Here is a 25,476-nt window from a genome sequence, read left to right as displayed (position 1 = left end):
CTCAGCCTGCCGGGCCGCCACCATCGCGGCGGCCTGCGCCCAGCCCGCCGCCACCTCGACCAGCTCCGCCGTCGACAACGACGACAGGTCCAGCCCTTCGAGCAGGCCCGCGACCTGCGTCAACGTCGCCCGCACCGGGAACGTCGGCACCACCCGGCCGGGCGACGCCTCATAAGCATCAGCAGGCAGCACGATCGGATCAGGATCGACCGCAGGCAACGAGCCACCCGCGGTCGCGGCACGACTGGACTCCACAAACCCACCCGGCAGACCCATCGCCCCTCCTCGTCGTCCGAAGCCAACCGCCCTCACTCGAACAACTGTACGACCGACCACTGACACCACAGCGGGCTGCCTGTGGAGAACGTCAACCGCGCAACCGCGCGAGCAACGGCCCCGTCCGCACCCCCAGCTCGAGCCGCGCGATCTCGTCGAGGTCAGCCGGCAGGTCCACGTCCCGACGCAGGCTCGACGACCCGGGCGCCGCGAGCGGCACGTGGCCGGCAGCCGTGTGCGCCGCCGCCGAACCCACGCCGAAGTGCGGATTCGGATCCGCTCCCCCGAACGCCGTGAGCATCGTCGTCCCGGTCCCCCCGGCGTCGGCGACGAAGCCGAGGGGCATGGCGGCGGCCAGGTCGAGCGCGGCATCCAGGTCGTCAGGGCGCAGGGCCGGGAGGTCTCCGAGCAGCATCGCCACGGACACCCCGGGAACCCGGGAGCGTGCGGCCGCAACGCCCGCCAGGACCGCGGCATCGAGGGGCGAGACGCCGGGCACCAGGGGTGGTTCGTCCACCAGCCCGAAGCGCCCCGCAGCACCCCGCAGCTCGGGGTCTGCGGTCACGACAAGCGCGTGCCCGACCGCCGAGGCCGCGAGCGCCGCGTCGATCGTGTCGAGCGCCATCGCCCGCACCAGCGCGGCCCGCACCCTGTCGTCGAGCACCCCCGACAACCGTGACTTCCCGGCTGTCGCGACCTTGACGGGCACCACGACGATCCATCGCCCAACAGCAGGTTCCGAGGTCACGACGACGATTCTCACCTGTCCCGGGCGAGGGACAATGCCACGACTAGGAACTGAGCCGCTGAACGCACCAGCCCGCAGCCGAGTCAGGAGCGCGATGAGTGGATCGACGCGGGCGCGAGAAGTTCTCGGGCGCGTTGTTGCCGGAGCAGGACAGGTGCCGTGGGGCGACTCCAATCTGGTGACGGAGGTCGTGGAGGCCTGGGCTGAGCCTGACGACGTGTTCTGCCTCGTCTACCGGCAGCCGCTGTACGGCGACGTGCTGCTGGGCCTGCGCCGCGCCGTCGAGCCTGACTGGACAATCGACGGCGTCGTCGACGAGATCCTCAGCTTCGAGCTCGGCGAGCCGCTCGGGAGCCTCTTCGACACTCTCATCCGTAACGACGCCGGCGTGCACTGGTGGAACGGCCACCCCGACGAATGGAAGGTCCGCCGGTAGGTTGAGCCCCATGGGCTTCGGGATCGCCAACGACGCGGCAGCAAGATCGTTGACCATGGAGCCTTCACAACACCTGGACCCGGTCTTCGTGTTCGCGAGAGACGGCATCCTCCTGTTCAAGTCCCCCATACAAGCGCAGCGATGGGTCGAGGCCGCCGATGTGGCCGACGGTGAGTACGAGGTCTTCATCGGCCTCGACGGCGCGCGACTGACTGCAGTCGTCGGAGACGAGAGCGACGGCGACGTGCGCCTCGAGAAGGGTGGAACGAGAGATCCCGAGTTCCTTCGCGCCCGCCTCCATGACTATGCGTCGAGTCGTGGCTATGAAGGCGCGCCCGAGGATCCGCGTGAGATCGCGAACGAGATCTTCGCGAACGAGTGGAAACGAGCATGGCCGCGCTGGTGGCCATGGCTTCGCCGTCGCCTGCACGGAGATCATCCGCCCGCCGTGTGATCGCTCACCGCGGTGCGCACTTCCCCGCGGTGGGGGCAAGTGCGCCAGGCGCCGATGCCGCGCCTGCGGCTCACCTGGGCCTACTGCCCATGCATGTTGGTCCGGCCCGCGACGCATGAAGAGACGTGGATCGCTCTGTCCCCCTCCTTTAGGCGTGCTCCTCGAACGCAGGGTTCGCCAGCCGTCGAGAGAATCTTCGTCCTGAGAGCGAGCGGTGCCATCGACGTCAGCCGACGTCTGGCGCATGCCGCCCTGGCCGAGGCACTGGCGCAAACGTCACGTCGGTGCCTCCGCGATTGGGTCGCGAGCAAGCTTGTCGACCCCTGGGATCGGTCAGGGTCTGACCGCAATGGCGACGGGGAGGCCGGATCTGCTAGTCCGACCCAGTGGAATCAGGGACGAGCACGTCGTCGCACTTTCGCGGTATGAGATGTTCGACGACCAGCAGATCGAGCGGGAGATGTTCGCGGAGCTCCTGCATGGCTGGCGCTCGGACGTGGGGCAGCACGGCAGCGCGTCTCGGAGGTAGCGGCCGGGAGTGATCACGCCGTTCCACACGCGCGCCCGCCCGACCGACCGGCCGGGCCGGGCCGGATCATTTCCAGACAAGACGCAGACGGCCGACGCCTCAGTCCTTTACTGTCTGGACATGAGCCTGCCTAGCGCGTACCTCACAAGCACAAGGAACACGGCCGGGATTCTGGGTGCGCTCCAGAAGGCCGCCGTGCCCGAGACGTTCACCTACGAGTTTCTGAAGCAGCTGGGGTACGCGAGCTCCTCCGACCGTCCCATGATCTCTGTCATGAAGGCACTCGGCCTGCTCGACGCGGGTGGGCGTCCGACGTCCCGCTACCGCGACTATAAGGACCCCGCGTTATCCCGCTCTGTCTTGGCAACGTCACTCCGGACGGCATACAAGGATGTCTTCGCGATCGACACTGATGCCCACACACGTTCGATCAATGAGTTGAACGGGATGTTCTCACGCCTCTCGGACAAGGGCACTTCAGTCACCACAAAGATGGCTTCGACATTCAAAACGCTCGCTGACCTCGCCGACTTCTCGACCGCCATGGTCGGTTCCGTCGAGCCCGAATTTGTAGGCGAACTCGAGTTGGACGATGCTGGCGAGGCAACGTCATCGAGCACCCAGCAGAAGTTCGAGGCTCACCCGGGGCAAATATCCTTGCGGCACGACATCCACGTCCACCTTCCGTTGTCTACCGACGTAGCCGTTTACGACGCGATCTTCAAGAGCCTCAAGGCGCACCTCACGTGAGCGAGACTGAACGCGACCTACAAGCTTTTTTGTTCCGCGCAATGGCGACGAACCGACACCTGGGCATCGACGTCGCCGCCGGAGCCGTGACCATTGAGGGGCGGAGCTCGATCGAGCAGTTTTCCGAAGAGGCGCGCACACAGGCCGAATCAATGGGTCGAGTGTACGAACTGCTGTATTGCCTGGAAAACTCCATCCGAGAACTCGTCGAGGCGACGCTCCGCGAGGCGTTTGGTGTCGACAAGTGGTGGACCAACGGCGTGGACCTGGCAATCAGGAAGATCGCGGAGAAGCGCCAGGTGGACGATCACAAGGCTCGTTGGCACGGACCCCGAGGGGAGTCCCTGCTCGCGTACGTCGACTTTCCACAGTACGGCGATATCATCGTCGGCCAGTGGCAGCATTTCGAGCCACTGCTTGGCGATCAAGCGTGGGTCAACTATTATTTCGAGGAACTAAACCGAACGAGGCGGGCACTAGCCCACACCGGCACACTCACAGACGCAGATGTCGAGCGTATGGAGATTCGAGTTCGCGACTGGCTCCGCGTCGTCGGCTAGCCGTTGAAGTACCTCATCGGACGTCGCGCGCTCTTCGACGGATCTCGACGCCGGAGCACCACGCCGAGCCGCGTCTCGACGACGAGGTGCTTGTCTCAACACGTCAAAGGTTGAGACTGCCAGAATCAGACCATGACACTCTGGCTCACTGGCGTCCCCACCGCAAACCAGCTACTTACGATGATTCCTTTGCACTTCTTTTAGGCATGCTACTCGACCAGCGAGGTGCGTAACGATGGAGTTCGGGCAACTACTTGTGGCAGTCGACCTAACCCTGCGGCGCACGGAAGACGGCGGACGCGCGAGCGTGATCGTCGCCGAGCGTGAGGGCGACTTCCGCCCGAACTGGTCGATCGCGGTTCCCGATCCCGACACCGTCGGTGGCGCACCAGTGCTCGTACTGAATCCAGCCACGCTGGCACCGGGTGAGAGCGCCCGCGCGGTCCTCCTGCCCCTGTACCCGCCGTTCTGGGTCGACGTAGTGGTCGGGAGCCGGCTGTTCATGTACGAAGGCGCCCGCGAGTGCGGAACAGCCGAGGTCACGGAGATGTGGACGACGCGCAAGTCGAACGACCAGGAAGGTCGCGCTCGAGCAAGGTCGTGGGTGGCACGCATCTAGGAGTCAGTGCGGCTGCCCCGGTGTGGAACGCACATGCGAGCATGAGCCCCATGGGCTTCGGGATCGCCAACGACGCGGCAGCTGACAAGGTCCTCGACGAGCAGCCGTTCGCGCCGCTCGTCGGGATGCTCCTCGACCAGCAGTACGGCATGGAGCACGCGTTCCGCGGGCCGTGGAAGGTCCTCACCCGGTTCGGAAACCTCGACCCGCGGGAGATCGCCGCGGCGAACCCCGAGGAGTTCGTCGCCCTCTGCAGCACTCCCCCGGCGATCCACCGCTACCCGGCGGCCATGGCCGCGCGGCTGCAGGAGCTGGCCCGGATCATCCGCGACGACTACGACGGCGACACCACACGGCTGTGGACGGAGGCGACGTCGGGCAAGGACCTGCTCAACCGCCTCACCGCGCTGCCGGGCTTCGGCAAGCAGAAGTCGCAGATCTTCGTCGCGCTGCTCGCCAAGCAGCTGGGCGTGCGACCCGACGGCTGGGAGGCCGCGGCGGGCGACTACGCGCTCGAGGGGTACCGATCGGTCGCCGACGTGGTCGACGAGGCGTCGCTGCAGAAGGTCCGCGAGTTCAAGCAGGCGAAGAAGGCCGCGGCCAAGGCGCAGTAGATGGCACGATCGCACCCATGATCGTGGTGACGACGAACGACCTGCCCGGCTACCGCATCCAGGCCGTGCTCGGCGAGGTCATGGGGATCACGGTGCGCTCGACGAACTTCGGCACGAGCTTCACCGCGGGAATCCGCTCCATCGGCGGCGGCGAGATCCCCGAGTACACGTCGATCGTCACGCAGAGCCGCCACGAGGTGATGCACCGGATGGTCACCGAGGCCCAGACGCGGGGCGCGAACGCGATCATCGCGATGCGGTTCGACACCAACTCCATCGGCCAGTTCGCCGAGGTGTGTGCGTACGGCACGGCGGTGATCGCCGAGCCGATCCCGGGCGGCGAGCCCGGCGCGACGGGTCAGTCGGCGCAGATCACGGCGCAGGGCTGACCGGCGGCCACTGGCCCTTCGCGACCAGCACGCGCTGCGCCGCGGTCCGCACCTGCGCGGCGAACGCCGGGTCGGTGCGCGCGCGGTCGAGCACGGCGGCGACCATCTCGTGCGCGACCGTCGGGTCCTTCGACACGAGCACCAGGTCCACGCCGGCCTGCAGCGCGAGCACCGCCCGGTCGCCGGGCTTCCACGCCGCGACCTGCTTCGCGCCCGACAGGTCGTCGGTCACGACGAGCCCGTCGTAGCCCAGGTCGCCGCGCAGCATCCCGGTCACCACGGTCGACGAGAACGCCGCGGGCTTGTCGGGGTCGATGCGGCTGTAGATCGCGGTCGAGACCATCACCGACATCGGGTCCGCGGCGATCCCGGCCTTGAAGACCTCCACCGACGGATCGTCGCGCGTGGTCACCGAGTCGGTGACGCCCGCGGTGTCGTCGGTGTTGGCCGTGACCCGCCCGAGCCCCGGGAAGTGCTTGATCGAGACCCCGACCCCGGCCGACGAGAGACCCGCGCTGAACGCGTTCGCGTGCGTCGTGACCGAGTCCGCGGTGAAGCCGTAGGACCGGTCGAGCGCACCCACCGGCGGGTTGGACGCGGGGTTCCCGGTGACGAGGTCCATCACGGGCGCGAGGTCGAGGTTGACCCCGACTGCCGCCAGCTCGGCTCCCCACGTCGACGCCTGGGCTCTCAGGTCCGCGGCCGGCAGCGACGACTGCTCGAGCGCCGACGGGATCGTCGAGAAGCCCGGTCCGCGCAGCACCTGGACCTCGCCGCCCTCCTGGTCGGTCGCCACGAGCAGCGGCGTCGAGTGCGTGCTCTCCGGCCCGACGAGGGCCGTGAACGAGTCGACCAGCGAGCGCACGGCGTCCGCGCCGGCCGTCGTACGGCCCTGCAGGAAGACGTTGCCCACGTGGTCGTCGCGGATCGCGGCGGTGCTCACGGCCTTCGGGTCGCTCACGCTCACGCCGACCATGAACACCTGCCCGACCTGCTGCTCGAGCGACCAGCCCGCCCACGGGTCTGCGGACGGAGTGGGCGTTGGGGTCGGCGTGGGGGCGGGCGTCGGCGCCGCCTCCGGGGCACCCGTCGGCCGCGCGAACCACACCGCGAGCACCGCCGCACCCAGGGTCACGACGACCCCGAGCGTCACCCACGGCGCCCGCCGCGAGCTCACGCGCGCTCCTCGAGCGCGTCCTTCCACCCCTGTGCGTACGCCTCGGCACTGCCCTGCGCGAACATGTCCTCGGGCCCGAGCCGCACGAGCGCCGCGGCACCGGGGCCGTCGTCCGCCGTCACGAGGTGCGCCAGCCCGCGCACCACGGCGAGCGGCCGGCCGTCGGCCTTGCCCTTGACGAGCTCGGCGGCGGCGGTGACCTCGTCGGCCACCGCGGCCACGGTCATGACCAGCGGGCGGCCGAACGAGTCGTGCTGGCCGCGCAGGTCGTCGAGCACGACGACGCCCGCCGCGCCGATCGCGATGTCGGTGACCCCCTGCCGCCAGGGCCGGCCGGCGGTGTCCGAGACGATCACGCCGATCCGCACCCCGAACGCGGCGGACAGCCCGGCTCGCAGCGCGCGGGCGCTGCCGTCCGGGTCGACCGGCAGCAGCAGCACGGTCCCCACGGGCGTGTTGCTCGCGTCGACACCGGCCGCGGCCATCACGAGCCCGAGGCGGTTCTCCACGATGCGCGTCACGCCGCCGGGATGCTCGCGGGTCGCGACGACGCGTACGGTCTCGTCGGTGATGGCCTGCTCGCGGTCGTCGGCCGAGACCGAACGCCCCTCAGCCTTGGACACGACCTTGCTGGTCAGCACGAGGATGTCGCCGTCCTCGAGCCCGTGAGGGTCGGACCGGAGCAGCCCGGCGAGCAGCACCACGAGGTCGTCGCCCGCGGCGATCTCCCCCAGGCCCGACGGGGCCCAGACCTCGAAGCTCATCGCACGAGCTTCGGCAGCACCTCGGCGCCGAACGTCTCGATCCACTCGCGCTGGTTGCGCCCCACGTTGTGCAGGTAGATCCGGTCGAAGCCGAGGTCGACGTACTTCTGCAGGTCGGCGCGGTGCTTGTCCGGGTCCGACGAGATGACCATGCGGCCCTCGAAGTCCTCCGGCCGGACGAGCTTGGCCATCTGCTCGAAGTCGAACGGCGTGCGGATGTCACCCTTGGGGAACTTCATGCCGCCGTTGGGCCACTGGTGCATCGCGTTGGCCAGCGCCTCCTCGTCGGTCGGCGCCCAGGACAGATGCACCTGCAGCACCTTGGGCATCGACGACGGGTCCTTGCCGGCCTCGCGCGCGCCCTCCTCGAACTTGCCGAACAGCCCGCTGATCTTCTCGAGCGGCGCGCCGACGGTGATGAGCCCGTCCGCGTGCCGCCCGGCCCGCTTGGCGGTCACCGGCCCGGCTGTCGCGACGAGGATCTCGGGCGCCACCTCGGGCATGGTCCACAGCCGCGTCGACTCGAGCTTGTAGAACTGCCCCGCGTGCTTGACGTCCTTGCCCGCGAGCGAGGCCGAGAACAGCTTCTTGATGATGTCGATGGCCTCGAACATCCGGTTGATGCGCTCGGGCGCCTCGGGCCAGTACTGCGCGGTGATGTGCTCGTTGAGCGCCTCGCCCGAGCCGAGCCCGAGCCAGTGCCGCCCGGGGTACATCGCGGCGAGCGTCGCCGACGCCTGCGCGACCATCGCCGGGTGCCACCGGAACGTCGGCGCGGTGACGCCGGGCCCGATGTCGCCGGACGTGCGCTCGCCGAGCGCGGTGAGCACGTTCCAGACGAAGGACGCCTCGCCCTGCGCGGGCACCCACGGCTGGTAGTGGTCGGCCGCCATCACGCCCGAGAACCCGTGCTGCTCCGCGTACGCCGAGAGCTCGACCGCCTCCATGGGCGGGAACTGCTCGAGCGCCGCCGCATAGCCGACCGTCAGACCGGCCGCCGTCACACCTGACACGCCACACATCCCTCGTCGATCGTCGACCGCCCCGTCCGGGCGGCCTCCAGCGACCCTAACGCCGTGACCGGTCCGACGTGTTCCGAGGCGGACCACGGCAGGATGACCGCGTGAGCGAGTCGCGGGTGCTGGTCTGGTGGGCGCGGGTGACGCCCGGTGCGCCCGACGAGGCCTCCGAGCTGGCCCGTCGCGCCGTGGCCCACGTGCGGGGCGTCGACCCGGCCGACGTCGTCGTCGGCCGCCGCTGCCCCACCTGCGGCAGCGCCGCGCACGGCGCCCCGACGACGACGGGCGCGCACGTCTCGATCACGCGCGGGACCGGCGTGGTCGCCGTCGCCGCATCGCTCGACAGCCCGGTCGGGATCGACCTCGAGCACCGCCGCGACGAGCTGTGGCCCGGGTTCGACGAGGTCGCCCTGTCGCCAGACGAGCACGCGCCGACCGCCGACGGACGGCTGCGCGCCTGGGTGCGCAAGGAGGCGGTCCTCAAGGCGTCCGGCCTCGGCCTGACCCTCGACCCGCGGCGCGTCACGATCAGCGCCGGCCAGGTCGTCGCCGCGCCGCCCGAGGTCGCCGCGTGCGAGCTGCACGACATGGACCCGCCCGGTCACCTGGGCGCGGTCGCGGCCCCGGTCGGCGCGGCCGTCGTCGTGCGCGAGGTCAGGCCGTGACGGCGCTCGGCAGCGCGGGCAGCGGCGCCGCGTAGAGCCAGGCGTCGAACAGCGCGTCGAGCGGCCGCCCGGCGATCCCCGACGCGAGCGAGACGAACTGCGCGGTGCTCACGCTGCCGTGCCGGAACTGCGCGGTCCATGCGCGGAGCGTGGCGAAGAACGCGTCGTCCCCGACCGTCCGGCGCAGCGCGTGCAGGGTCAGCGCACCGCGCTTGTAGAGCCGGTCGTCGAACATCAGCTCAGGCCCGGGGTCGCCCACGACGAGGTCCTGGGGCAGCCCGGCCAGGCGTGTGTGGGCCGTGCGCGCCTGGTCGTCGGCCGTCCGTCCGCCCGACGCGTGCGACCACAGCCACTCCGCGTAGCAGGCGAAGCCCTCGTGCAGCCAGATGTCCTGCCACGTCGAGGCCGTCACGCTGTTGCCGAACCACTGGTGCGCGAGCTCGTGCGCGACGAGCCGCTCGGCGCCCCGGTGCCCGTCGACGAGGTTCGCGCCGAAGATGGACAGGCCGTGCGCCTCGAGCGGGATCTCGAGGTCGTCGTCGGTCACGACGACCGTGTACCCGGCGAACGGGTACGGCCCGAACAGCTCCTCGAAGACCTCGAACATCTGCGGCTGCCGCGCGAAGTCGTGCTCGAACGCCGCCCGCAGCCGCGCGGGCACGGCCGCCTCCTGCCGCACGGGACCCGCCGCGCTGACCCAGCGCTGGTAGCGCCCGATCTGCACGGTCGCGAGGTAGGGAGCGGTGGGCTCGGGCTGGTCGAACTCCCAGCGCACCCGGCTCGAGCGCGCCGTGCGCGACACGAGCGACCCGTTGCACACGACCTCGTACCCGGCGTCGGTCGTGACGACGATGCCGAACGAGGCCTTGTCGGCCGGGTGGTCCTGGCACGGGAACCACGAGGGCGCGCCGTCGGGCTGGCCCGCGACGATGACGCCGTCCGCGAGCTCCTCCCAGCCGACCTCGCCCCACGGCCCGCGGATCGGCCGCGGGTTGCCCGTGTAGTGCACCTCGACGACGACGGGCGCGCCCGGCGCCAGCACGCCGCCGGGGCGGATGGTCAGCTGGCCCGCGCGGTGCGTCCACCGCTCGGGCCGCCTGCCGTCGAGCAGCACGCGGCTGACGCGCAGCCCCGCGAGGTCGAGCGAGAACCGGTCGAGGTGCCGCCGCGCGACCCCGTGCACGCGCGCCCGGGCGTCGAGCCTGTTCCCTACGACCCGGTAGTCCAGCTCCAGCTCGTAGCGCGAGACGTCGAGGGCCCCCTGCGAGGGTCCGAAGGTCATGCGGTCACCGGTGCGACGGGGTTGCCCGCCCAGCGGGATCCGGCGGGGATGTGGTCGCCGCGCAGCACGAGCGACGACGGCCCGACGCTGGCGCCGTCGCCGACGTGCGCGGCGGGCAGCACGACGCCGTGCGGGCCGATGCCGGCGCCCGCGCCGATGGTCACGGAGTCGATGCTCATGACCCGATCATGGAACAGATGTGTCTGGAGCACGCAACCGCGGTTGATCGTGGCACCGTCGCCGATCTCGACGAGGTCCGCCTCCGGCAGCCAGTACGTCTCGCACCAGACACCACGGCCGATGCGCGCGCCGAGCGACCGCAGCCACACGTTCAGGGCCGGTGAACCGACCGTCGCGGGCCCGATCCACGGCACGGCGACCGTCTCGAGGAACGTGTCCGCGAGCTCGTTGCGCCAGATGAACGAGCTCCACAGCGGGTGCTCCCCCGCGCGCAGCCGCCCGACGAGCAGCCACTTCGCGGCCGTCGCGAGCCCGCACGCGAGCGCGGCGGCCCCGAGCACGACGAGCGGCGACGCCCACGCGGCGGCGCCGAGACCCCCGGCGTCGACCACGGCCTGCAGCACGAGCAGCACGCCGACCCCCAGCCCGAACGTCACCATCACGGGCACCACGCGGCACGCCTCGACCAGCCCGCGCGCCACCCGCAGCCGCACGGGCGGCTCGAAGGTCCGCCCCGCGTCGACCTCGCTCGCGGCCCGGCGCAGCTTCACGGGCGGCGACCCGAGCCAGGACGAGCCCGACTTGGCGTGCTCGGGCGTCGCCGACAGCACGGCCACGAGCCCGCGCTTGGGCACCGCCCGGCCGGGCGCGATCATCCCCGAGTTGCCGAGGAACGCCTTCTTGCCGATGCTCGCGCGCTCGATCCGCAGGTAGCCGCGGCCGAGCTCGTAGGAGCCGATGAGCGTGTCGTCGGCCAGGAACGCGCCGTCACCCACGCTCGTCATGGACGGCAGCAGCAGCACGGTCGACGCCTCGACGTCGCGGCCCACGTCGGCGCCCAGCGCGCGCAGCCACAGCGGCGTGAGGCTGCTCGCGTACAGCGGGAACAGCAGGGTGCGCGCGTCGTCCATGAGCCGCTGCGTCGCCCAGACCTGCCACCCCACCCGCGAGCGCACGGGGTGGTAGCCCTCCGTCATCCCGATCCCCAGCAGCCGGACGCCGACGAGCGTCGCCACGAGCAGCACGACGAGCATCGCGAGCGCCCCCAGCGGTACTGCCGCGAGCGCGCGCCACGCCGCCTGCGACCACGCGTCGGCGTCCCGGACCGACCAGCCCACGACGAGCAGCCCGCACGCCGCGGCGACCACCGGCAGAGCGGCGAGCACGCCCGCGCTCAGCCCGTAGATCCCGACCCACCGGCGCCCGCGCGGCGCTCGGCGGTGCGGCCAGTGCTCGCGAGCGGGTCCCTCGAACGCGGCCGGCGAGCCGACCCACAGCTCGCCCGGCGGCACCGAGACCAGCACCCCGGAGCCCGGCGCGATCTCCGCGCCCTGCCCCACCCGGACGCCCGGCCCGAGGGTGCTGCGCGTGCCGACCGTGGCGCGCTTGTCGACCCGGACCTTGCCGACGCGCAGCACGTCGCCGTCGAGCCAGTGGCCCGTGAGGTCGACCTCGGGCTCGACCGAGCAGCCGTTGCCGAGCGTGAGCAGGCCGGTGACCGGCGGCATCGTGTGCAGGTCGACGTCGTTGCCGACGCTCGCCCCGAGCGCCCGCGCGTAGGTCGCGGTCCACGGCGCGCAGGACAGGTTCCCCGCGCCCGCGGCGGCGGCCCAGCTCTCGACGAACCACAGCCGCAGGTGCATCGAGCCGCCCCGCGGATAGCGGCCGGGGGCCACGTCCCGCAGCAGCGTGCGCGCGACGAGCACGGTCGAGCCCATCCGTCCGAGCGGGCTGATCAGCACGAGCCAGCCCGCGGCGACCCACCACCACGCGTGCGGCACCGACGGCACCCAGTCCATCCGGCCGGTCGAGGTCAGCACGGCGTCCGCGGCGATGAGCCAGGTCAGCCAGCGCAGCCCGACGAGGGCCGCGAGCGGGATCGCGGCGAGCAGCTGGATCGCCTGGGCGCGCCGCGGCGTCGGCGTGACCGTGCGCTCCGACGCGGCCGACGCGGGCTCGAGCTCGTCGAGCCGGCGCGCCAGGTCCGCGAGGCGCGGGAACTCGTACACGTCGGCGACCGTGACGGTCGGGTACCGCTCGCGCAGCGCGGAGACGAGCTGCGCGGCGACCAGCGACCCGCCGCCGCTGGCGAAGAAGTCGTCGTCCGGGCCCGCGACCGCGGCGCCGAGCGTCGCGGTCCAGCGCTCGGCGACCCACTCCTGCGTCGGTGAGAGCGCGGCGGTCCGGCCCGGCGCGTCGACGCCGGTCAGCGGCCACGGCAGCGCGTCGCGGTCGACCTTGCCCGAGCCGCGCGTCGGCAGCTCGGGCACGACCGCGAGCAGCGGCACGAGCGCGGCGGGCAGCGCCTCGCGCAGCAGCGCGCGGGCCTCGTCCAGGCTCAGCTCGACGCCTGGCGCCGGCGCGAGGTAGCCGACGAGCACCGACGAGCCCGCGGGCGTGCGCCGCACCGCGGCCGCGGCGCCCGCGACGCCGGGCAAGGCCGCGAGCGCCGAGTCGACCTCACCGAGCTCGATCCTCCGGCCGCCGATCTTGACCTGGTCGTCGGCGCGCCCGACGAACACGAGCCCCTCGGCCTCGTACCGCACGATGTCCCCGGAGCGGTAGGCCCGGTCCCACCCGAGCGCCAGCGCGGGCGCGTACCGCTCGGCGTCCTTCACGGGGTCCAGGTACCGCGCGAGCCCCACGCCGCCGATGACGAGCTCGCCCGCCCCGCCGTCCGCGACGGGCAGCCCGTCGGGGCCGACGACTGCGAGGTCCCACCCGTCGAGCGCGTGCCCGATCCGCACGGGCCCCTCGCCGGTGAGCAGCGACGCGCACGCGACGACCGTCGCCTCCGTCGGGCCGTACGTGTTCCAGACCTCGCGGCCCGGTCCGGTCAGCCGCGCGGCGAGCTCGGGCGGGCAGGCCTCGCCGCCGAAGATCAGCAGCCGCACGGCCGCGAGCTCGTCGGGCCGCCAGAGCCCCGCCAGGGTGGGGACCGTGGAGACGACCGTGATCCCCTGCGCGACCAGCCACGGCCCGAGGTCCATGCCCGTGCGGACCAGCGCGCGCGGCGCGGGGACGAGGCACGCGCCGTGCCCCCAGGCGAGCCACATCTCCTCGCAGCTCGCGTCGAACGCGACCGAGAGCCCGGCCAGCACGCGGTCACCCGGACCCAGCGGGGCGCCTTGCAGGAACAGGCGGGCCTCGGCGTCGACGAACGCCGCGGCGGACCGGTGCGTGACCGCGACTCCCTTGGGCGTTCCGGTCGAGCCGGAGGTGAAGATGATCCACGCGTCGTCGGCCGGCCCGGGTGCCTCGGGCGCGCGCCCCTTCGCGGTCGGCAGGTCGCCCTCGGTCAGCACGCGCGCGACCGCGGCCTCGCGGAACACGGTCCGCGCGCGCTCGTCGGGGTCGTCGACGTCCACGGGCACGTAGGCCGCGCCGGCGGCCAGCACGGCGAGGATCGCGGTGTAGAGCTCAGCGGTGCCCGACGGGATGCGCACGCCCACCCGGTCCCCGCGGCGGACACCGTCGGCCGCGAGCCCGGCCGCCCCGGCGGCGACGGCATCGGCGAGCTCGCGGTACGTGAGGACCGTCCGGCCGTCGTCCACCGCGGGCGCGTCGGGTGACGCCGCCACCGACGCGGCCAGCACGTCGAGCAGCGTCCGCGGCTCGGGGGCGAGCGCGGCGCGGAGGAATCCGTCAGTGGTCACGTCGAGCGATCCTCGCAGGCCCGCCGAGGCCGACCCCGCACGCGCGGGCTGTGTTCACCGTGTCGTCGACCAACGTTCGCTGGGGGCTGGTCGGCGTGCGCGCGCGTGCGCCGGGTTCTGGGAAGATGTGCCCCATGACCGACCTGAACGCCGCCCCCGAACCCGCCCACCCCACCGCCGGCACGCGGCAGGTACCGGACCGGGTCTCGCTGGACGGCGTCGAGGAGCGCTGGAACGCCGCCTGGACCGCGCAGGACCTGTACGGCTTCGACCGCACCAAGACGCGCGAGCAGGTCTACTCGATCGACACCCCGCCCCCCACGGTGAGCGGGTCGCTGCACGTCGGCCACGTCTTCTCGTACACCCACACGGACGTCGTGGCGCGCTACCGCCGCATGCAGGGCGCCGAGGTGTTCTACCCGATGGGCTGGGACGACAACGGCCTGCCCACCGAGCGTCGCGTGCAGAACTACTTCGGCGTGCGCTGCGACCCGTCGCTGCCGTACGAGCCCGACTTCACGCCCCCGTTCGAGGGTGGCGACAACAAGAGCAGCAAGGCCGGCGACCAGGTGCCGATCAGCCGCCGTAACTTCGTCGAGCTGTGCGAGCGCCTCACGGTCGACGACGAGCGCCAGTTCGAGACGCTGTGGCGCCGCCTGGGCCTGTCGGTCGACTGGTCGAAGACCTACCAGACGATCTCGGGCGACGCCCGTGCCGTGGCCCAGCAGGCGTTCCTGCGCAACCTCGCGCGCGGCGAGGCGTACCAGGCCGAGGCACCGGGCCTCTGGGACGTCACGTTCCAGACGGCCGTCGCGCAGGCCGAGCTCGAGGCGCGCGACTACCCGGGCGCCTACCACCGGGTCGCCTTCCACGGCGTCGGCGGCACCAAGGTCTACATCGAGACGACGCGCCCCGAGCTGCTCCCCGCGTGCGTCGCGCTCATCGCGCACCCGGACGACGAGCGCTACCAGCACCTGTTCGGCACCACGGTCACCTCCCCGCTGTTCGGCGTCGAGGTCCCCGTGCTGGCCCACCCCGGCGCGGAGCGGGACAAGGGCGCGGGCATCGCGATGTGCTGCACCTTCGGCGACCTGACCGACGTGCAGTGGTGGCGCGAGCTGCAGCTGCCCACACGCTCGGTCATCGGGCGCAACGGCCGCCTGCTCTCCGAGACCCCGGACTGGCTCTCGACCGACGCCGGGCAGGCGCTGTACGGCGAGCTGGCCGGCAAGACGACCTTCTCGGCGCGCGAGCTCGTCGTCGCAGGCCTGCGCGAGAGCGGCGACCTGGACGGCGAGCCCGTCAAGACGCAGCGCAAGGCGAACTTCTACGAGAAGGGCGACAAGCCCCTCGAGATCGTCACGAGCCGCCAGTGGTACATCCGCAACGGTGGCCGCGACGCGGCCCTGCGCGACGAGCTGCTCGCGCGCGGCGCCGAGCTCGACTTCCACCCGGAGTTCATGGCGGTCCGCTACGAGAACTGGGTCGGCGGCCTCAACGGCGACTGGCTGATCAGCCGGCAGCGGTTCTTCGGCGTGCCGTTCCCCGTCTGGTACCCGCTCGACGCGGACGGCGAGCCCGACCACGAGAACCCGATCGTCGCGTCCGAGGACCAGCTGCCGATCGACCCGTCGTCCGACGTCCCAGTCGGATACACGGCCGACCAGCGCGGCGTCCCCGGCGGCTTCGTCGCCGACCCCGACATCATGGACACCTGGGCCACGTCGTCGCTGACCCCGCAGATCGCGGGCGGCTGGCGCAGCGACCCGGACCTGTTCGAGCGCGTCTTCCCGATGAACCTGCGCCCTCAGGGCCAGGACATCATCCGCACGTGGCTGTTCTCGACCGTGGTCCGCTCGCACCAGGAGCACGGCTGCCTGCCCTGGTCCGACGCGGCGATCAGCGGCTGGATCCTCGACCCCGACCGCAAGAAGATGAGCAAGTCCAAGGGCAACGTCGTCACGCCCATGGACCTGCTCGTCGAGCACGGCTCCGACGCGGTGCGCTACTGGGCCGCCTCCGCCCGCCTGGGCACCGACGCCGCGTTCGAGGTCGGCCAGATGAAGATCGGCCGCCGCCTGGCGATCAAGGTGCTCAACGCGAGCAAGTTCGCGCTGTCGTTCGGCACGGTCGAGCTCGACCCCGCCCTCGTCACGGTCCCGCTGGACCGCGCGATGCTGGCCGGCCTGGCCGACGTCGTCGACCGCGCGACCGCCTCGCTCGAGGCCTACGACCACACGCGCGCGCTCGAGCTGTCCGAGACGTTCTTCTGGACGTTCTGCGACGACTACCTCGAGCTCGTCAAGGACCGCGCGTACGGCGAGGGCGCGGGCGCCGACTCGGCGCGCGCCGCCCTGGGCATCGCGCTCGACACGCTCCTGCGCCTGTTCGCCCCCGTGCTGCCGTTCGCGACCGAGGAGGTCTGGTCCTGGTGGCGCGAGGGCTCGGTGCACCGCGCCGCGTGGCCCGTGGCCGAACCGCTGCGCGCCGCCGCCGCGGACGCGTCACCGACCGTGGTGTCCGCCGCCGGTGCCGCGCTCGCCGCGCTGCGCAAGGTGAAGTCGGAGGCCAAGGTCTCGATGCGCACGGAGATCCTCGCGGTGACGCTCGACGTGCCGGCCGCGCTGCGCGGCGACGTCGAGCTCGCGCTCGACGACGTGCGGTCCGCGGGCCGCGCCACGGGGACGCTCGACCTGGCCACGTCGGACGGCGAGTCCGTCGTCGCGCGCGACGCCTCGCTGGGCGAGCCGGTCACCCGGGGCTGAGCCTGCCGTAGGGGCAGCCCCGGATAAGGTCGCCCCATGCGTGAGTTCTCCTCCCCCACGACCGTCACGACCGATCCGCGCGACAGCATCCCCGGGATGCTCGCCGCGCGCCTCGCGCGCGACCCGAACGGCGTCTTCTCCGAGCGCCACGAGGGTGACGCGTGGGTGCCGGTCACCGTCACCGAGTTCACCACGCAGGTCACCTCGGTCGCCAAGGGCCTCGTCGCGCGCGGCGTCGAGCCCGGCGACCGCGTCGCGATCATGTCCCGGACCCGGTACGAGTGGACCGTGCTCGACTTCGCGCTCTGGGCCGCCGGCGCCGTGGGCGTGCCGGTCTACGAGACCTCGTCCGCCGAGCAGGTGCGCTGGATCGCCGCCGACACGGGCGCCAAGCTCGCCGTCGTCGAGACGCCCGCGCACGCGCGCGTCGTGGCCCAGGTCCGCGACGACCTGCCGGGGCTGACCGACGTGCTCGTGATCGACGAGGGCGCGCTGGACGCGCTGGTCGCCGCGGGCGCGGGCGTCGCGGACGACGAGATCGCGCGCCGGAGCGCCCTGGCGGGCATGGACGACCTCGCGACGGTCATCTACACCTCGGGCACGACCGGTCGGCCCAAGGGCGTCGAGCTCACGCACGGCAACTTCGTCGCCCTCGCGGAGGCGGGCGTCGACGGGCTCGGCGACGTCTGCGCGGTACCCGGCGCCCGCACGCTGCTGTTCATGCCGCTCGCGCACGTCTTCGCGCGGTTCATCCAGGTGCTGTGCGTGCCCTCGGGCGCGGTGCTCGGCCACGCGCCCGACGCCAAGCACCTCCTGGCCGACCTCGCCTCGTTCCAGCCCACATTCCTGCTCGCGGTGCCCCGCGTGTTCGAGAAGGTCTACAACTCGGCCGAGCAGACCGCGGGCTCGGGCGCGAAGCTCCGCCTGTTCCGCTGGGCCGCCAAGGCCGCGGTCGACTACTCCCGTGCGCTGGACGACCCCGCGGGCCCCGGCGCCGCGCTGCGCAGCCGGCACGCGCTGGCCAGCCGCCTCGTGCACGCGCGCCTGCGGTCCGCGCTCGGCGGCCGCTGCGAGTGGGCCGTGTCCGGCGGTGCGCCCTTGGGCGAGCGGCTCGGTCACTTCTACCGCGGCATCGGCGTGCGCGTCCTGGAGGGCTACGGCCTCACCGAGACGACCGCCCCGACCACGGTCAACCGCCCGGGCCTGACGAAGGTCGGCACGGTCGGCCCTGCGTTCCCCGGCACGGCGCTGCGCGTCGACGACGACGGCCAGATCTGGGTCTCCGGCCCCCACGTCTTCCGCGGCTACCGCCACGACCCCGAGGCCACCGCCGAGGCCCTCGTCGACGGCTGGTTCCGCACCGGCGACGTCGGCACGCTCGACGACGACGGCTACCTGCGCATCACGGGCCGCACCAAGGAGCTCATCGTCACGGCGGGCGGCAAGAACGTCGCCCCCGCAGAGCTCGAGGACCGCCTGCGCGGCCACCCGATCGTGAGCCAGGTCGTCGTGGTCGGCGACCAGCGTCCGTTCATCGGCGCGCTCGTCACCCTCGACGCCGAGATGCTCCCGGGCTGGCTGTCCAACCACGGCCTGCCCGCGATGGACGCGCACGCCGCCGGTCAGGACCCGCAGGTGCTGGAGGCTCTCGACCGTGCGGTCGCACGCGCCAACGAGGCCGTCTCGCGCGCGGAGTCGATCCGCAAGATCCGCGTGCTCGACACCGACTTCACCGAGCAGAACGGCTACCTCACGCCGTCGCTGAAGGTGAAGCGCGCGCTCGTGCTCAAGGACTACGCGGCGGAGGTCGACGCGCTGTACGTCGACACCCGCCACGGCGACTGAGCTACACCACGGTCCGCAGCCGGGCCTGGTCGCCGGACTGGGTCGGCACGGCCTCGCTCGGCGTCGAGCCGTCCGACCAGCGCAGCAGCGCTCCGACGCCGTCGACGAGGTCGACCGCGCCGTCCTCCGCGAACGTCACGCCCGCCTCCTGGCCGAGCGCGGCGCGCACGAGCGCGATGTCCGCGGTGTAGCGCGAGCCCTCGCCCTCGACGCCGATCGCTGCGAGGTCCTCGGCGCTCGTCGCGAGCTCGAGCGGGCCGGGCCCGACGAACAGCTCGCGCTCCCCCAGTGCCCCGGACAGCGCGTCGACGTGCAGCACGAGCTCGGCGACCTGGCCGCGCCGCAGCACCTCGACGACGTCGTCCAGCGAGGTGACCGCGTTCTCGCCGCGACCCTGCGCGGTCGCGAACCGGTCCAGCACGGCCTTGCGTCGCGTTGCCCGGAACTTCGTGACCGCCTCGGCCACCTTCGCCTCGAACGCCGCCGCGTTCACGCCTTCGCCGCGCCCGCCACCGGCCACCTCGACGAGGAGCGCGCGCGCCTCCTGGCCCAGCGCGTCGCGCACGAAGCCGACCGCCCGGGTGTCTCCGGTCAGCAGCACCAGGTCGAGAGCCTTCTCCCGCACGCGGCGGTCCACCTCGGCGGCCACGGCCTCGGCGTTGCGCTGCCAGGAGTCCTCGGCGCGGGTCTGGCTGCGGCGGTCCAGGCCGCCCTCGCGGGTCTTGTGCACGTCGTCGTGGCCGCCCTCAACCGCCTCGGTCTCGGAGGCGCCCTCAGCCGCCGCACCGAGCGAGCGCAGCGTGAGGTCGGCACCCGTGCGGTCGGTCACGACGAGCAGTGCCGTGACGGCCTCGTCGGCCGACCGGATCGCGGGCAGCAGTGCGGGCAGCGGGCCGTGCACGCCGACCGACTGGGCGGGCGGGTCGGACAGCACGCGGTCCACGCGCACACCCTCGGCGTCCGCGATGATCACGCGGCCGTGCGGGCCGCGGCCGCCTGTCGGGACGGCGATGAGCTCGCCGATCTCGTCGAGCACCGCCGCGGGCGCGCCGTCGCGCTCGAGGGAGCGCCGCAGCGACTTCCACCGGTCCGCCGCCTCGGCCTCTCCGGCCACCTCCGCCCGGGTCACGTCGAGGAAGACGGTCGTGAACGGGGACGGGCGGCCGAGCAGCGGCTTGAGCCAGTGCAGGTCCATGGGGCAGCACCTCCGGGAGCGGCGATCACCGGCGACCGCGGGCACGTCCGTCCCCTGTCGGCCGGCCGGAACTGACTCGTCCACCCTCGCCCACCTGACCGTCGCGCGCCACCCCGAATCCGTAGGTCGGGATAGCGTGCACGGCTGTGCCCACCCACCTGGACGTGACCTTCCGCGACGCGCGGCGCGACGACCTGACGCGCATCGTCACCCTGCTCACCGACGATGCCATCGGCGCAGGTCGCGAGGGTGCCTCGCTTGATGAGTACGAGGCAACGTTCGCGACGATCGACGCGGACCCGAACAACCTGCTGGTCGTCGGGGAGCTCGACGGCGTGGTGGTCGCGACGATGCAGCTCACGTTCGTCCCGACGATCTCGCGCGGGGCGAGCACGCGCATGATCGTCGAGGCCGTCCGGGTGGACTCGACGCTGCGAGGCCGCGGTGTCGGGCGCCTGCTGATGGACGAGGCCCACCGGCGCGGGCGCGAACGCGGGTGCGCGCTCGCGCAGCTCACGTCCGACAAGCGCCGCGGCGACGCGCACAGGTTCTACCGCGCCCTCGGCTACGAGCAGTCGCACGAGGGCTTCAAGCTGGCCCTATGAGTCGTCGCGCGATGCCTGCGCGATCTCCTCGTGGTGGCGGATGACCTCGCTGACGATGAACGCGAGGAACTTCTCCGCGAACACCGGGTCCAGGTCGGCCTGGTGCGCGAGGTCCCGCAGCCGCGCGACCTGCTCGGCCTCGCGGCCCGGGTCGGACGCGGGCAGGCCCTGGGCCGCCTTGAGGTGACCCACCTGCTGCGTCGCCTTGAACCGCTCCGCGAGCAGGTGCACCAGCGCGGCGTCGATGTTGTCGATGCTGCCGCGCAGGCGTGCGAGGTCGGCGGGGATCGGGGCAGGCAGGTCGCTCACGGGGCCGATCCTAGGCGTGACCGGCTGGAGGTCAGGCGCTCTTCTCGCGAGGCGGTCGCTTCTCGCGCGGGACGTCCCGCGGCACGAGCGTCGGGTTGACGTTCTCGAGCACCACGCCGCGCGTGATGAGCACCCGGGCCACGTCGTCGCGGCTGGGCACCTCGAACATCACCTGCTGCAGGACTTCCTCGAGGATGGCCCGCAGACCGCGCGCACCCGTCCCTCGCAGCAGCGCGAGGTCCGCGATGGAGGCGACGGCCTCGTCGTCGAACTCGAGCTCGACGCCGTCGATCTGGAACATCCGCTGGTACTGCTTGACCAGCGCGTTGCGCGGCTCGGTGAGGATGCGGACGAGCGCGTCCTGGTCGAGGCGGTTGACCGCGGCCACGACCGGCAGACGACCGATGAACTCGGGGATCAGGCCGTACTTCTGCAGGTCCTCGGGGCGCACCTCGGAGAACAGGTCGCCCTCGTCGTGCGCCTCGACCAGCGGTGCGCCGAACCCGACGACCCGCTTGCGGGCACGCGCCGCGATGATGTCGTCGAGGCCGGCAAACGCACCGGCGACGATGAACAGCACGTTGGTCGTGTCGATCTGGATGAACTCCTGGTGCGGGTGCTTGCGCCCGCCCTGCGGGGGCACCGAGGCCGTGGTGCCCTCGATGATCTTGAGCAGCGCCTGCTGCACGCCCTCGCCGGAGACGTCCCGCGTGATCGACGGGTTCTCGCTCTTGCGGGCGATCTTGTCGATCTCGTCGATGTAGATGATGCCCGACTCGGCCTTCTTGACGTCGTAGTCGGCGGCCTGGATGAGCTTGAGCAGGATGTTCTCGACGTCCTCGCCGACGTAGCCCGCCTCGGTGAGGGCCGTGGCGTCCGCGATTGCGAACGGGACGTTGAGCATGCGGGCCAGGGTCTGCGCGAGGTACGTCTTGCCCGTGCCCGTGGGGCCGACGAGCAGGATGTTCGACTTCGCGATCTCGATGTGGTCCTCGGTGGTGGTGCGGAGTCCCTCACCGGCCTGGATGCGCTTGTAGTGGTTGTACACCGCGACCGACAGCGCCCGCTTCGCGGACTCCTGGCCGATGATGTAGTTCTCGAGGAACTCGAAGATCTCCTTCGGCTTCGGCAGGTCGACCAGGCCGACCTCCGTGGCCTCGGCGAGCTCCTCCTCGATGATCTCGTTGCACAGCTCGATGCACTCGTCGCAGATGTAGACGCCCGGGCCCGCGATGAGCTTCTTGACCTGCTTCTGGGACTTGCCGCAGAACGAGCACTTGAGGAGATCGGCCCCGTCCCCGATTCGCGCCACGTCGTGTCCCTTCGATCTGTGCCCCGCCCGGACGGACGGTGCGTCTGGCCCCCGGCATCGGGGGCGCCCAACCCCATTGCACACCACGACGGGCGCGATGTCAGCCGTACCCCGTCGTCGGGCGCGGCGTGTCTGCTCCAACCTGGCTGAAAACTCCAGCGTGCGGCCCGGACGCTGGTCCGGACCGCACGCTCGGAGCTAGGACGAGGTCACGCCTCGATCTGCGACGGCTCGACGGTCGTGGCCCGCACACCCTTGCGGCTGGCGAGCACCTGGTCGACGATCCCGTACTCGTGCGCCTGCTTGGCGGTGAGGATCTTGTCGCGCTCGATGTCCTTGCGGACCTGCTCGAGGTCGCGGCCCGTGTGGTGCGCGAGCGTCTCCTCGAGCCACTCCCGCATGCGGATGAGCTCGTTGGCGTGGATCTCGATGTCGGAGGCCTGCGCGTAGCCGCCGCCCTCCATCGCGGGCTGGTGGATCAGCACGCGCGCGTTGGGCAGCGCCAGGCGCTTGCCCGGCGAGCCGGCGGCGAGCAGCACGGCAGCGGCGGAGGCCGCCTGGCCGAGGCAGACCGTCATGATCTCCGGCTTGATGTACTGCATGGTGTCGTAGATGGCCGTCAGGGCCGTGAACGAGCCACCGGGCGAGTTGATGTAGATGGTGATGTCGCGCTCGGGGTCCGTGCCCTCGAGCACGAGGAGCTGCGCCATGACGTCGTCGGCCGAGGCGTCGTCCACCTGCACGCCGAGGAACACGATGCGGTCCTCGAACAGCTTGGTGTACGGGTCCTGGCGCTTGAAGCCGTAGGCGGTGCGCTCCTCGAACTGCGGCAGGACGTAGCGCGACGACGGTGCGGTGGGTGCGAACCCACCGAACCCGGACGGACCGGCGAGCCGGCCCGCGCGGGCGATGAACTGGGACTCGGTGCTCACGTGATTCTCCTCAGCGTCTCGGTGTCAGGGGGCTCAGGCCGTGCCGCCGCCGCCGGCGACGGATCCGGCCGACTCCACGACGTGGTCGATGAACCCGTACTCGAGCGCCTCGGGTGCCGTGAACCAGCGGTCGCGGTCCGAGTCGGCGTGGATCTGCTCGACGTCCTTGCCGGTCTGCTCGGCGATCAGCTCGGCCAGCACAGTCTTCATGTGCAGGATGAGCTGGGCGTTGATGCGGACGTCGGTGGCCGTGCCGCCGATGCCGCCCGAGGGCTGGTGCATCATCACGCGGGCGTGGGGCGTCGCGTAGCGCTTGCCCTTGGCTCCCGACGAGAGCAGGAACTGCCCCATCGAGGCCGCCATGCCCATGGCCACCGTGGCGACGTCGGGCTGGATGTACTGCATGGTGTCGTAGATCGCCATGCCCGCGGTGATCGATCCGCCGGGCGAGTTGATGTACAGGAAGATGTCCTTGTCCGGGTCTTCCGCGGCGAGCAGCATCATCTGCGCGCAGATCGCGTTCGCGTTCTCGTCACGGACCTCGGAGCCGAGCCAGATGATGCGCTCGCGCAGCAGTCGGTTGTAGATGCTGTCGTTGAGGCCGAAGGCCGGGGAGTCGTTCCGGGCCATCGCCGGCACGTTCTGGTTCACGAAGGCTCCTTCGTCTGGCGGCTGCGTCGTTCTCTGTCCTGCGGTGCGTGGGGCCGACCTGGGCGGTCCGCCTCTCGCGCTGCAGTGACCCTAACGCGAGCACGGGGCGCTCCCAGTCCCGCTCGGGGCCGTTTTCGCTGACGGCGCAGCACGCTCCCCACGGACGACGAAGGGGCCCTCACCGCAGCTGCGGCGGGGCCCCTCCGGTCGGTGCGTCAGGCCTTGACGTCGTCCTCGGTGTCCGAGCCAGCGGCGACCGACGAGATGTCGGTGGCGGAGTCGGTCACGACCTCGGCGGCGGCCTGCTCGGCGGCGGCCTCGGCGGCGTCGTCCTCGTCCGTGCCGATGAACTCGGACAGGTCGACGGCCGTGCCGGCGGCGTCGACGACCGCGACGCGGCGCAGCGCGATGGCGAGCGCCTTGGAGCGCGCGACCTCGGCGACCATGGCCGGGATCTGGCCGTTCTGGTCCAGGCTCTGGATGAACGTGTTCGGGTCCACGCCGTACTGGCGCGACGCGCTCACGAGGTAGTCGACGAGCTCGCCCTGCGAGACCTTGACCTCGAGCTGCTCAGCGAGCGTGTCGAGCAGGATCTGGTTGCGCAGCGCCGTCTCCGCCTGCTCGCCGACCTCGGCACGGTGCACGTCGTCCTCGAGGCGACCCTCACCCTCGAGGTGGCGGTGCACCTCGGCCTCGATGACGCCGGCCGGGACGGGGATCTCGGTCGCCGCGAGGAGCTGCTCGAGCAGCAGGTCGCGGGCCTGGACGGCCTGGTTGGACGCCTTGATCTTCGACGCCTGCTCGCGCAGGTCCGCCGTGAGCTCCTCGAGCGTGTCGAACTCCGAGGCGAGCTGCGCGAACTCGTCGTCGGCCTCGGGCAGCTGGCGCTCCTTGACCGTGGTCGCGGTGACCGTGACCTGGGCGTCCTCGCCCTCGTGCTCGCCACCGGCGAGCTTGGTGACGAACGTGGTGGTCTCGCCGTTCGACAGGCTGGTCAGCGCCTCGTCCAGGCCCTCGAGCATGTTGCCCGAGCCGATCTGGTAGCTCACGCCGGAGACGTTGTCGACCTCCTCGTCGCCGATCGTGGCGACCAGGTCGATGACGACGAAGTCGCCCTCGGCCGCGGGACGGTCGACGCCCACGAGCGAGCCGAAGCGCTCGCGCAGCGCGTCCAGGCGGCCGTCGACGTCCTCGTCGGAGACCTCGAGGTCGTCGACCGTGACGGACAGGCCGTCGAGCTCGGGGACCGTGATCTCCGGGCGGACCTCGACCTCAGCCGAGAAGTGCAGCTCGCCCTCGTCGCCGGCGACGAGGCCGGGGACCTTGGTGACCTCGACCTCGGGCTGGCCGAGCGGGCGCAGCTGGTTGTCACGGACGGCCTCGGCGTAGAAGCCGGACAGGCCCTCGTTGACGGCGTGCTCGATGACCGCGGGGCGGCCGATGCGCTGGTCGATGATGCGCGGCGGGACCTTGCCCTTGCGGAAGCCGGGGATGTTCACGTCCTGCGCGATGTGCTCGTAGGCGTGCGCGATGCTCGGCTTGAGCTCGTCGTAGGTCACCTCGACGGTCAGCTTGACCTTGGTGGGCTCCAGGGTCTCGACGGCGCTCTTCACTTCAGTGGTCTCCAACTGATCGGGGGCCTGCACCGGCGAGTCCGGCGGCTGGCACGATGAGCCGCGCAGCCGACATCATCGGCGCGCAAGCGACCCTCGATGGTACGCCACGGGCCCCTGCCCCCACCAAA

General features: G+C 71.8%; 24 protein-coding genes. 11 read left to right on the top strand and 13 right to left on the bottom strand.

Going from position 1 to position 25,476, the window contains the following annotated elements:
• Both D1825_RS12725 and cofC read right to left on the bottom strand, forming a co-directional pair.
• A partial coding sequence (locus tag D1825_RS12725; RefSeq protein ID WP_147356266.1) for a hypothetical protein occupies window positions 1–276 on the bottom strand: 276 nt, incomplete at its 3' end.
• A 91-nt stretch (window positions 277–367) separates the two neighbouring features.
• Entirely contained in the window at window positions 368–1,024 is a 657-nt protein-coding gene (cofC, locus tag D1825_RS12720; RefSeq protein ID WP_118767783.1) for a 2-phospho-L-lactate guanylyltransferase, read from the bottom strand.
• 178 nt (window positions 1,025–1,202) lie between these two features.
• Between cofC and D1825_RS12715 the strand changes: the two genes are divergently transcribed.
• The 7 genes from D1825_RS12715 to D1825_RS12680 all read left to right on the top strand — a co-directional run bounded on the left by D1825_RS12715 (window position 1,203) and on the right by D1825_RS12680 (window position 5,375).
• Window positions 1,203–1,460 (top strand): hypothetical protein, encoded by a 258-nt coding sequence (locus D1825_RS12715; protein ID WP_118767782.1) that lies wholly within the window; start codon window positions 1,203–1,205, stop codon window positions 1,458–1,460.
• Between the two features lie 10 nt (window positions 1,461–1,470).
• Window positions 1,471–1,914, top strand: a complete 444-nt coding sequence (locus D1825_RS18010) for a hypothetical protein (RefSeq protein WP_138067656.1) — start codon at window positions 1,471–1,473, stop codon at window positions 1,912–1,914.
• 538 nt (window positions 1,915–2,452) lie between these two features.
• A complete protein-coding gene (locus D1825_RS12700) occupies window positions 2,453–3,193 on the top strand; it encodes a DUF5343 domain-containing protein (protein ID WP_118767779.1) in 741 nt (246 codons plus the stop codon).
• On the top strand, window positions 3,190–3,753 hold the full coding sequence (locus tag D1825_RS12695) for a Swt1 family HEPN domain-containing protein (protein ID WP_118767778.1): 564 nt from the start codon (window positions 3,190–3,192) through the stop codon (window positions 3,751–3,753). The genes D1825_RS12700 and D1825_RS12695 overlap by 4 nt, the downstream gene beginning before the upstream one ends.
• Window positions 3,754–3,988: 235 nt before the next feature.
• On the top strand, window positions 3,989–4,372 hold the full coding sequence (locus D1825_RS12690; protein ID WP_118767777.1) for a hypothetical protein: 384 nt from the start codon (window positions 3,989–3,991) through the stop codon (window positions 4,370–4,372).
• 50 nt (window positions 4,373–4,422) lie between these two features.
• Window positions 4,423–4,986 carry an HhH-GPD-type base excision DNA repair protein gene (locus D1825_RS12685; RefSeq protein WP_118767776.1) on the top strand — a complete coding sequence of 188 codons (564 nt, stop codon included), beginning with the start codon at window positions 4,423–4,425 and terminating at the stop codon, window positions 4,984–4,986.
• 17 nt (window positions 4,987–5,003) lie between these two features.
• Window positions 5,004–5,375 (top strand): YbjQ family protein, encoded by a 372-nt coding sequence (locus tag D1825_RS12680; RefSeq protein WP_118767775.1) that lies wholly within the window; start codon window positions 5,004–5,006, stop codon window positions 5,373–5,375.
• Here D1825_RS12680 and D1825_RS12675 read toward each other — a convergent pair.
• Genes D1825_RS12675 through D1825_RS12665 form a run of 3 tightly spaced genes read right to left on the bottom strand, consistent with a single transcriptional unit; the run spans window position 5,359 to window position 8,338 of the window.
• Window positions 5,359–6,552 (bottom strand): glycoside hydrolase family 3 N-terminal domain-containing protein, encoded by a 1,194-nt coding sequence (locus D1825_RS12675; protein WP_233549887.1) that lies wholly within the window; start codon window positions 6,550–6,552, stop codon window positions 5,359–5,361. The two genes, D1825_RS12680 and D1825_RS12675, sit on opposite strands and share 17 nt — an antisense overlap.
• The gene (gene cofE, locus D1825_RS12670) at window positions 6,549–7,316 is read right to left on the bottom strand and encodes a coenzyme F420-0:L-glutamate ligase (protein ID WP_118767773.1); all 768 of its coding nucleotides are present in this window, start codon (window positions 7,314–7,316) and stop codon (window positions 6,549–6,551) included. Before cofE ends, D1825_RS12675 begins: the two co-directional genes overlap by 4 nt.
• Window positions 7,313–8,338 (bottom strand): TIGR03557 family F420-dependent LLM class oxidoreductase, encoded by a 1,026-nt coding sequence (locus D1825_RS12665; RefSeq protein WP_118767772.1) that lies wholly within the window; start codon window positions 8,336–8,338, stop codon window positions 7,313–7,315. The genes cofE and D1825_RS12665 overlap by 4 nt, the downstream gene beginning before the upstream one ends.
• 101 nt (window positions 8,339–8,439) lie before the next feature.
• Here D1825_RS12665 and D1825_RS12660 point away from each other — a divergent pair, with 101 nt between their 5' ends.
• Window positions 8,440–9,000: a 4'-phosphopantetheinyl transferase family protein gene (locus tag D1825_RS12660; RefSeq protein WP_158580725.1), complete on the top strand. Its 561-nt coding sequence runs from the start codon at window positions 8,440–8,442 to the stop codon at window positions 8,998–9,000.
• Here the strand turns inward: D1825_RS12660 and D1825_RS12655 are convergent.
• Complete coding sequence (locus D1825_RS12655) at window positions 8,990–10,282, bottom strand: M1 family metallopeptidase (protein WP_118767770.1); 1,293 nt, start codon at window positions 10,280–10,282, stop codon at window positions 8,990–8,992. The two genes, D1825_RS12660 and D1825_RS12655, sit on opposite strands and share 11 nt — an antisense overlap.
• Entirely contained in the window at window positions 10,279–14,118 is a 3,840-nt protein-coding gene (locus tag D1825_RS12650) for a Pls/PosA family non-ribosomal peptide synthetase (protein ID WP_199721584.1), read from the bottom strand. Before D1825_RS12650 ends, D1825_RS12655 begins: the two co-directional genes overlap by 4 nt.
• Window positions 14,119–14,252: 134 nt before the next feature.
• Between D1825_RS12650 and valS the strand changes: the two genes are divergently transcribed.
• Together valS and D1825_RS12640 are read left to right on the top strand one after the other, a co-directional pair.
• The gene (valS, locus tag D1825_RS12645) at window positions 14,253–16,883 is read left to right on the top strand and encodes a valine--tRNA ligase (protein ID WP_118767768.1); all 2,631 of its coding nucleotides are present in this window, start codon (window positions 14,253–14,255) and stop codon (window positions 16,881–16,883) included.
• A 36-nt stretch (window positions 16,884–16,919) separates the two neighbouring features.
• Window positions 16,920–18,728 carry an AMP-dependent synthetase/ligase gene (locus D1825_RS12640; RefSeq protein WP_118767767.1) on the top strand — a complete coding sequence of 603 codons (1,809 nt, stop codon included), beginning with the start codon at window positions 16,920–16,922 and terminating at the stop codon, window positions 18,726–18,728.
• 1 nt (window position 18,729) lies between these two features.
• On the opposite strand, the gene D1825_RS12635 is transcribed toward D1825_RS12640, so the two are convergent.
• Window positions 18,730–19,923 carry a baeRF2 domain-containing protein gene (locus D1825_RS12635; protein ID WP_118767766.1) on the bottom strand — a complete coding sequence of 398 codons (1,194 nt, stop codon included), beginning with the start codon at window positions 19,921–19,923 and terminating at the stop codon, window positions 18,730–18,732.
• A gap of 146 nt (window positions 19,924–20,069) precedes the next feature.
• Between D1825_RS12635 and D1825_RS12630 the strand changes: the two genes are divergently transcribed.
• The gene (locus D1825_RS12630; RefSeq protein WP_233549886.1) at window positions 20,070–20,528 is read left to right on the top strand and encodes a GNAT family N-acetyltransferase; all 459 of its coding nucleotides are present in this window, start codon (window positions 20,070–20,072) and stop codon (window positions 20,526–20,528) included.
• On the opposite strand, the gene D1825_RS12625 is transcribed toward D1825_RS12630, so the two are convergent.
• The 5 genes from D1825_RS12625 to tig form a co-directional block, all read right to left on the bottom strand.
• Window positions 20,523–20,837 carry a chorismate mutase gene (locus D1825_RS12625; protein ID WP_118767765.1) on the bottom strand — a complete coding sequence of 105 codons (315 nt, stop codon included), beginning with the start codon at window positions 20,835–20,837 and terminating at the stop codon, window positions 20,523–20,525. The two genes, D1825_RS12630 and D1825_RS12625, sit on opposite strands and share 6 nt — an antisense overlap.
• 31 nt (window positions 20,838–20,868) lie before the next feature.
• Window positions 20,869–22,149, bottom strand: coding sequence for an ATP-dependent Clp protease ATP-binding subunit ClpX (gene clpX, locus D1825_RS12620; RefSeq protein ID WP_118767764.1), 1,281 nt, complete (start codon window positions 22,147–22,149; stop codon window positions 20,869–20,871).
• A gap of 209 nt (window positions 22,150–22,358) precedes the next feature.
• Window positions 22,359–23,081, bottom strand: coding sequence for an ATP-dependent Clp protease proteolytic subunit (locus tag D1825_RS12615; RefSeq protein WP_118767763.1), 723 nt, complete (start codon window positions 23,079–23,081; stop codon window positions 22,359–22,361).
• 33 nt (window positions 23,082–23,114) lie between these two features.
• On the bottom strand, window positions 23,115–23,711 hold the full coding sequence (locus tag D1825_RS12610; protein ID WP_118767785.1) for an ATP-dependent Clp protease proteolytic subunit: 597 nt from the start codon (window positions 23,709–23,711) through the stop codon (window positions 23,115–23,117).
• Between the two features lie 236 nt (window positions 23,712–23,947).
• Window positions 23,948–25,345, bottom strand: a complete 1,398-nt coding sequence (tig, locus tag D1825_RS12605; RefSeq protein WP_118767762.1) for a trigger factor — start codon at window positions 25,343–25,345, stop codon at window positions 23,948–23,950.
• Window positions 25,346–25,476: the final 131 nt, after the last annotated feature.

It is taken from the genome of Cellulomonas rhizosphaerae (genome assembly GCF_003470205.1).
GTDB lineage: Bacteria > Actinomycetota > Actinomycetes > Actinomycetales > Cellulomonadaceae > Cellulomonas > Cellulomonas rhizosphaerae.
This window is presented reverse-complemented; position numbering and strand designations above follow the sequence as displayed.

Excerpts from the sequence above, each read along its gene's own strand:
- cofE (WP_118767773.1), bottom strand. The coding sequence starts at position 7,316 with ATGAGCTTCGAGGTCTGGGCCCCGTCGGGCCTGGGGGAGATCGCCGCG.
- D1825_RS12610 (WP_118767785.1), bottom strand. The coding sequence starts at position 23,711 with ATGGCCCGGAACGACTCCCCGGCCTTCGGCCTCAACGACAGCATCTAC.
- D1825_RS18010 (WP_138067656.1), top strand. The coding sequence starts at position 1,471 with ATGGGCTTCGGGATCGCCAACGACGCGGCAGCAAGATCGTTGACCATG.
- D1825_RS12655 (WP_118767770.1), bottom strand. The coding sequence starts at position 10,282 with ATGACCTTCGGACCCTCGCAGGGGGCCCTCGACGTCTCGCGCTACGAG.
- D1825_RS12665 (WP_118767772.1), bottom strand. The coding sequence starts at position 8,338 with ATGTGTGGCGTGTCAGGTGTGACGGCGGCCGGTCTGACGGTCGGCTAT.
- D1825_RS12690 (WP_118767777.1), top strand. The coding sequence starts at position 3,989 with ATGGAGTTCGGGCAACTACTTGTGGCAGTCGACCTAACCCTGCGGCGC.
- D1825_RS12640 (WP_118767767.1), top strand. The coding sequence starts at position 16,920 with ATGCGTGAGTTCTCCTCCCCCACGACCGTCACGACCGATCCGCGCGAC.
- valS (WP_118767768.1), top strand. The coding sequence starts at position 14,253 with ATGACCGACCTGAACGCCGCCCCCGAACCCGCCCACCCCACCGCCGGC.
- D1825_RS12685 (WP_118767776.1), top strand. The coding sequence starts at position 4,423 with ATGGGCTTCGGGATCGCCAACGACGCGGCAGCTGACAAGGTCCTCGAC.
- D1825_RS12680 (WP_118767775.1), top strand. The coding sequence starts at position 5,004 with ATGATCGTGGTGACGACGAACGACCTGCCCGGCTACCGCATCCAGGCC.
- D1825_RS12635 (WP_118767766.1), bottom strand. The coding sequence starts at position 19,923 with ATGGACCTGCACTGGCTCAAGCCGCTGCTCGGCCGCCCGTCCCCGTTC.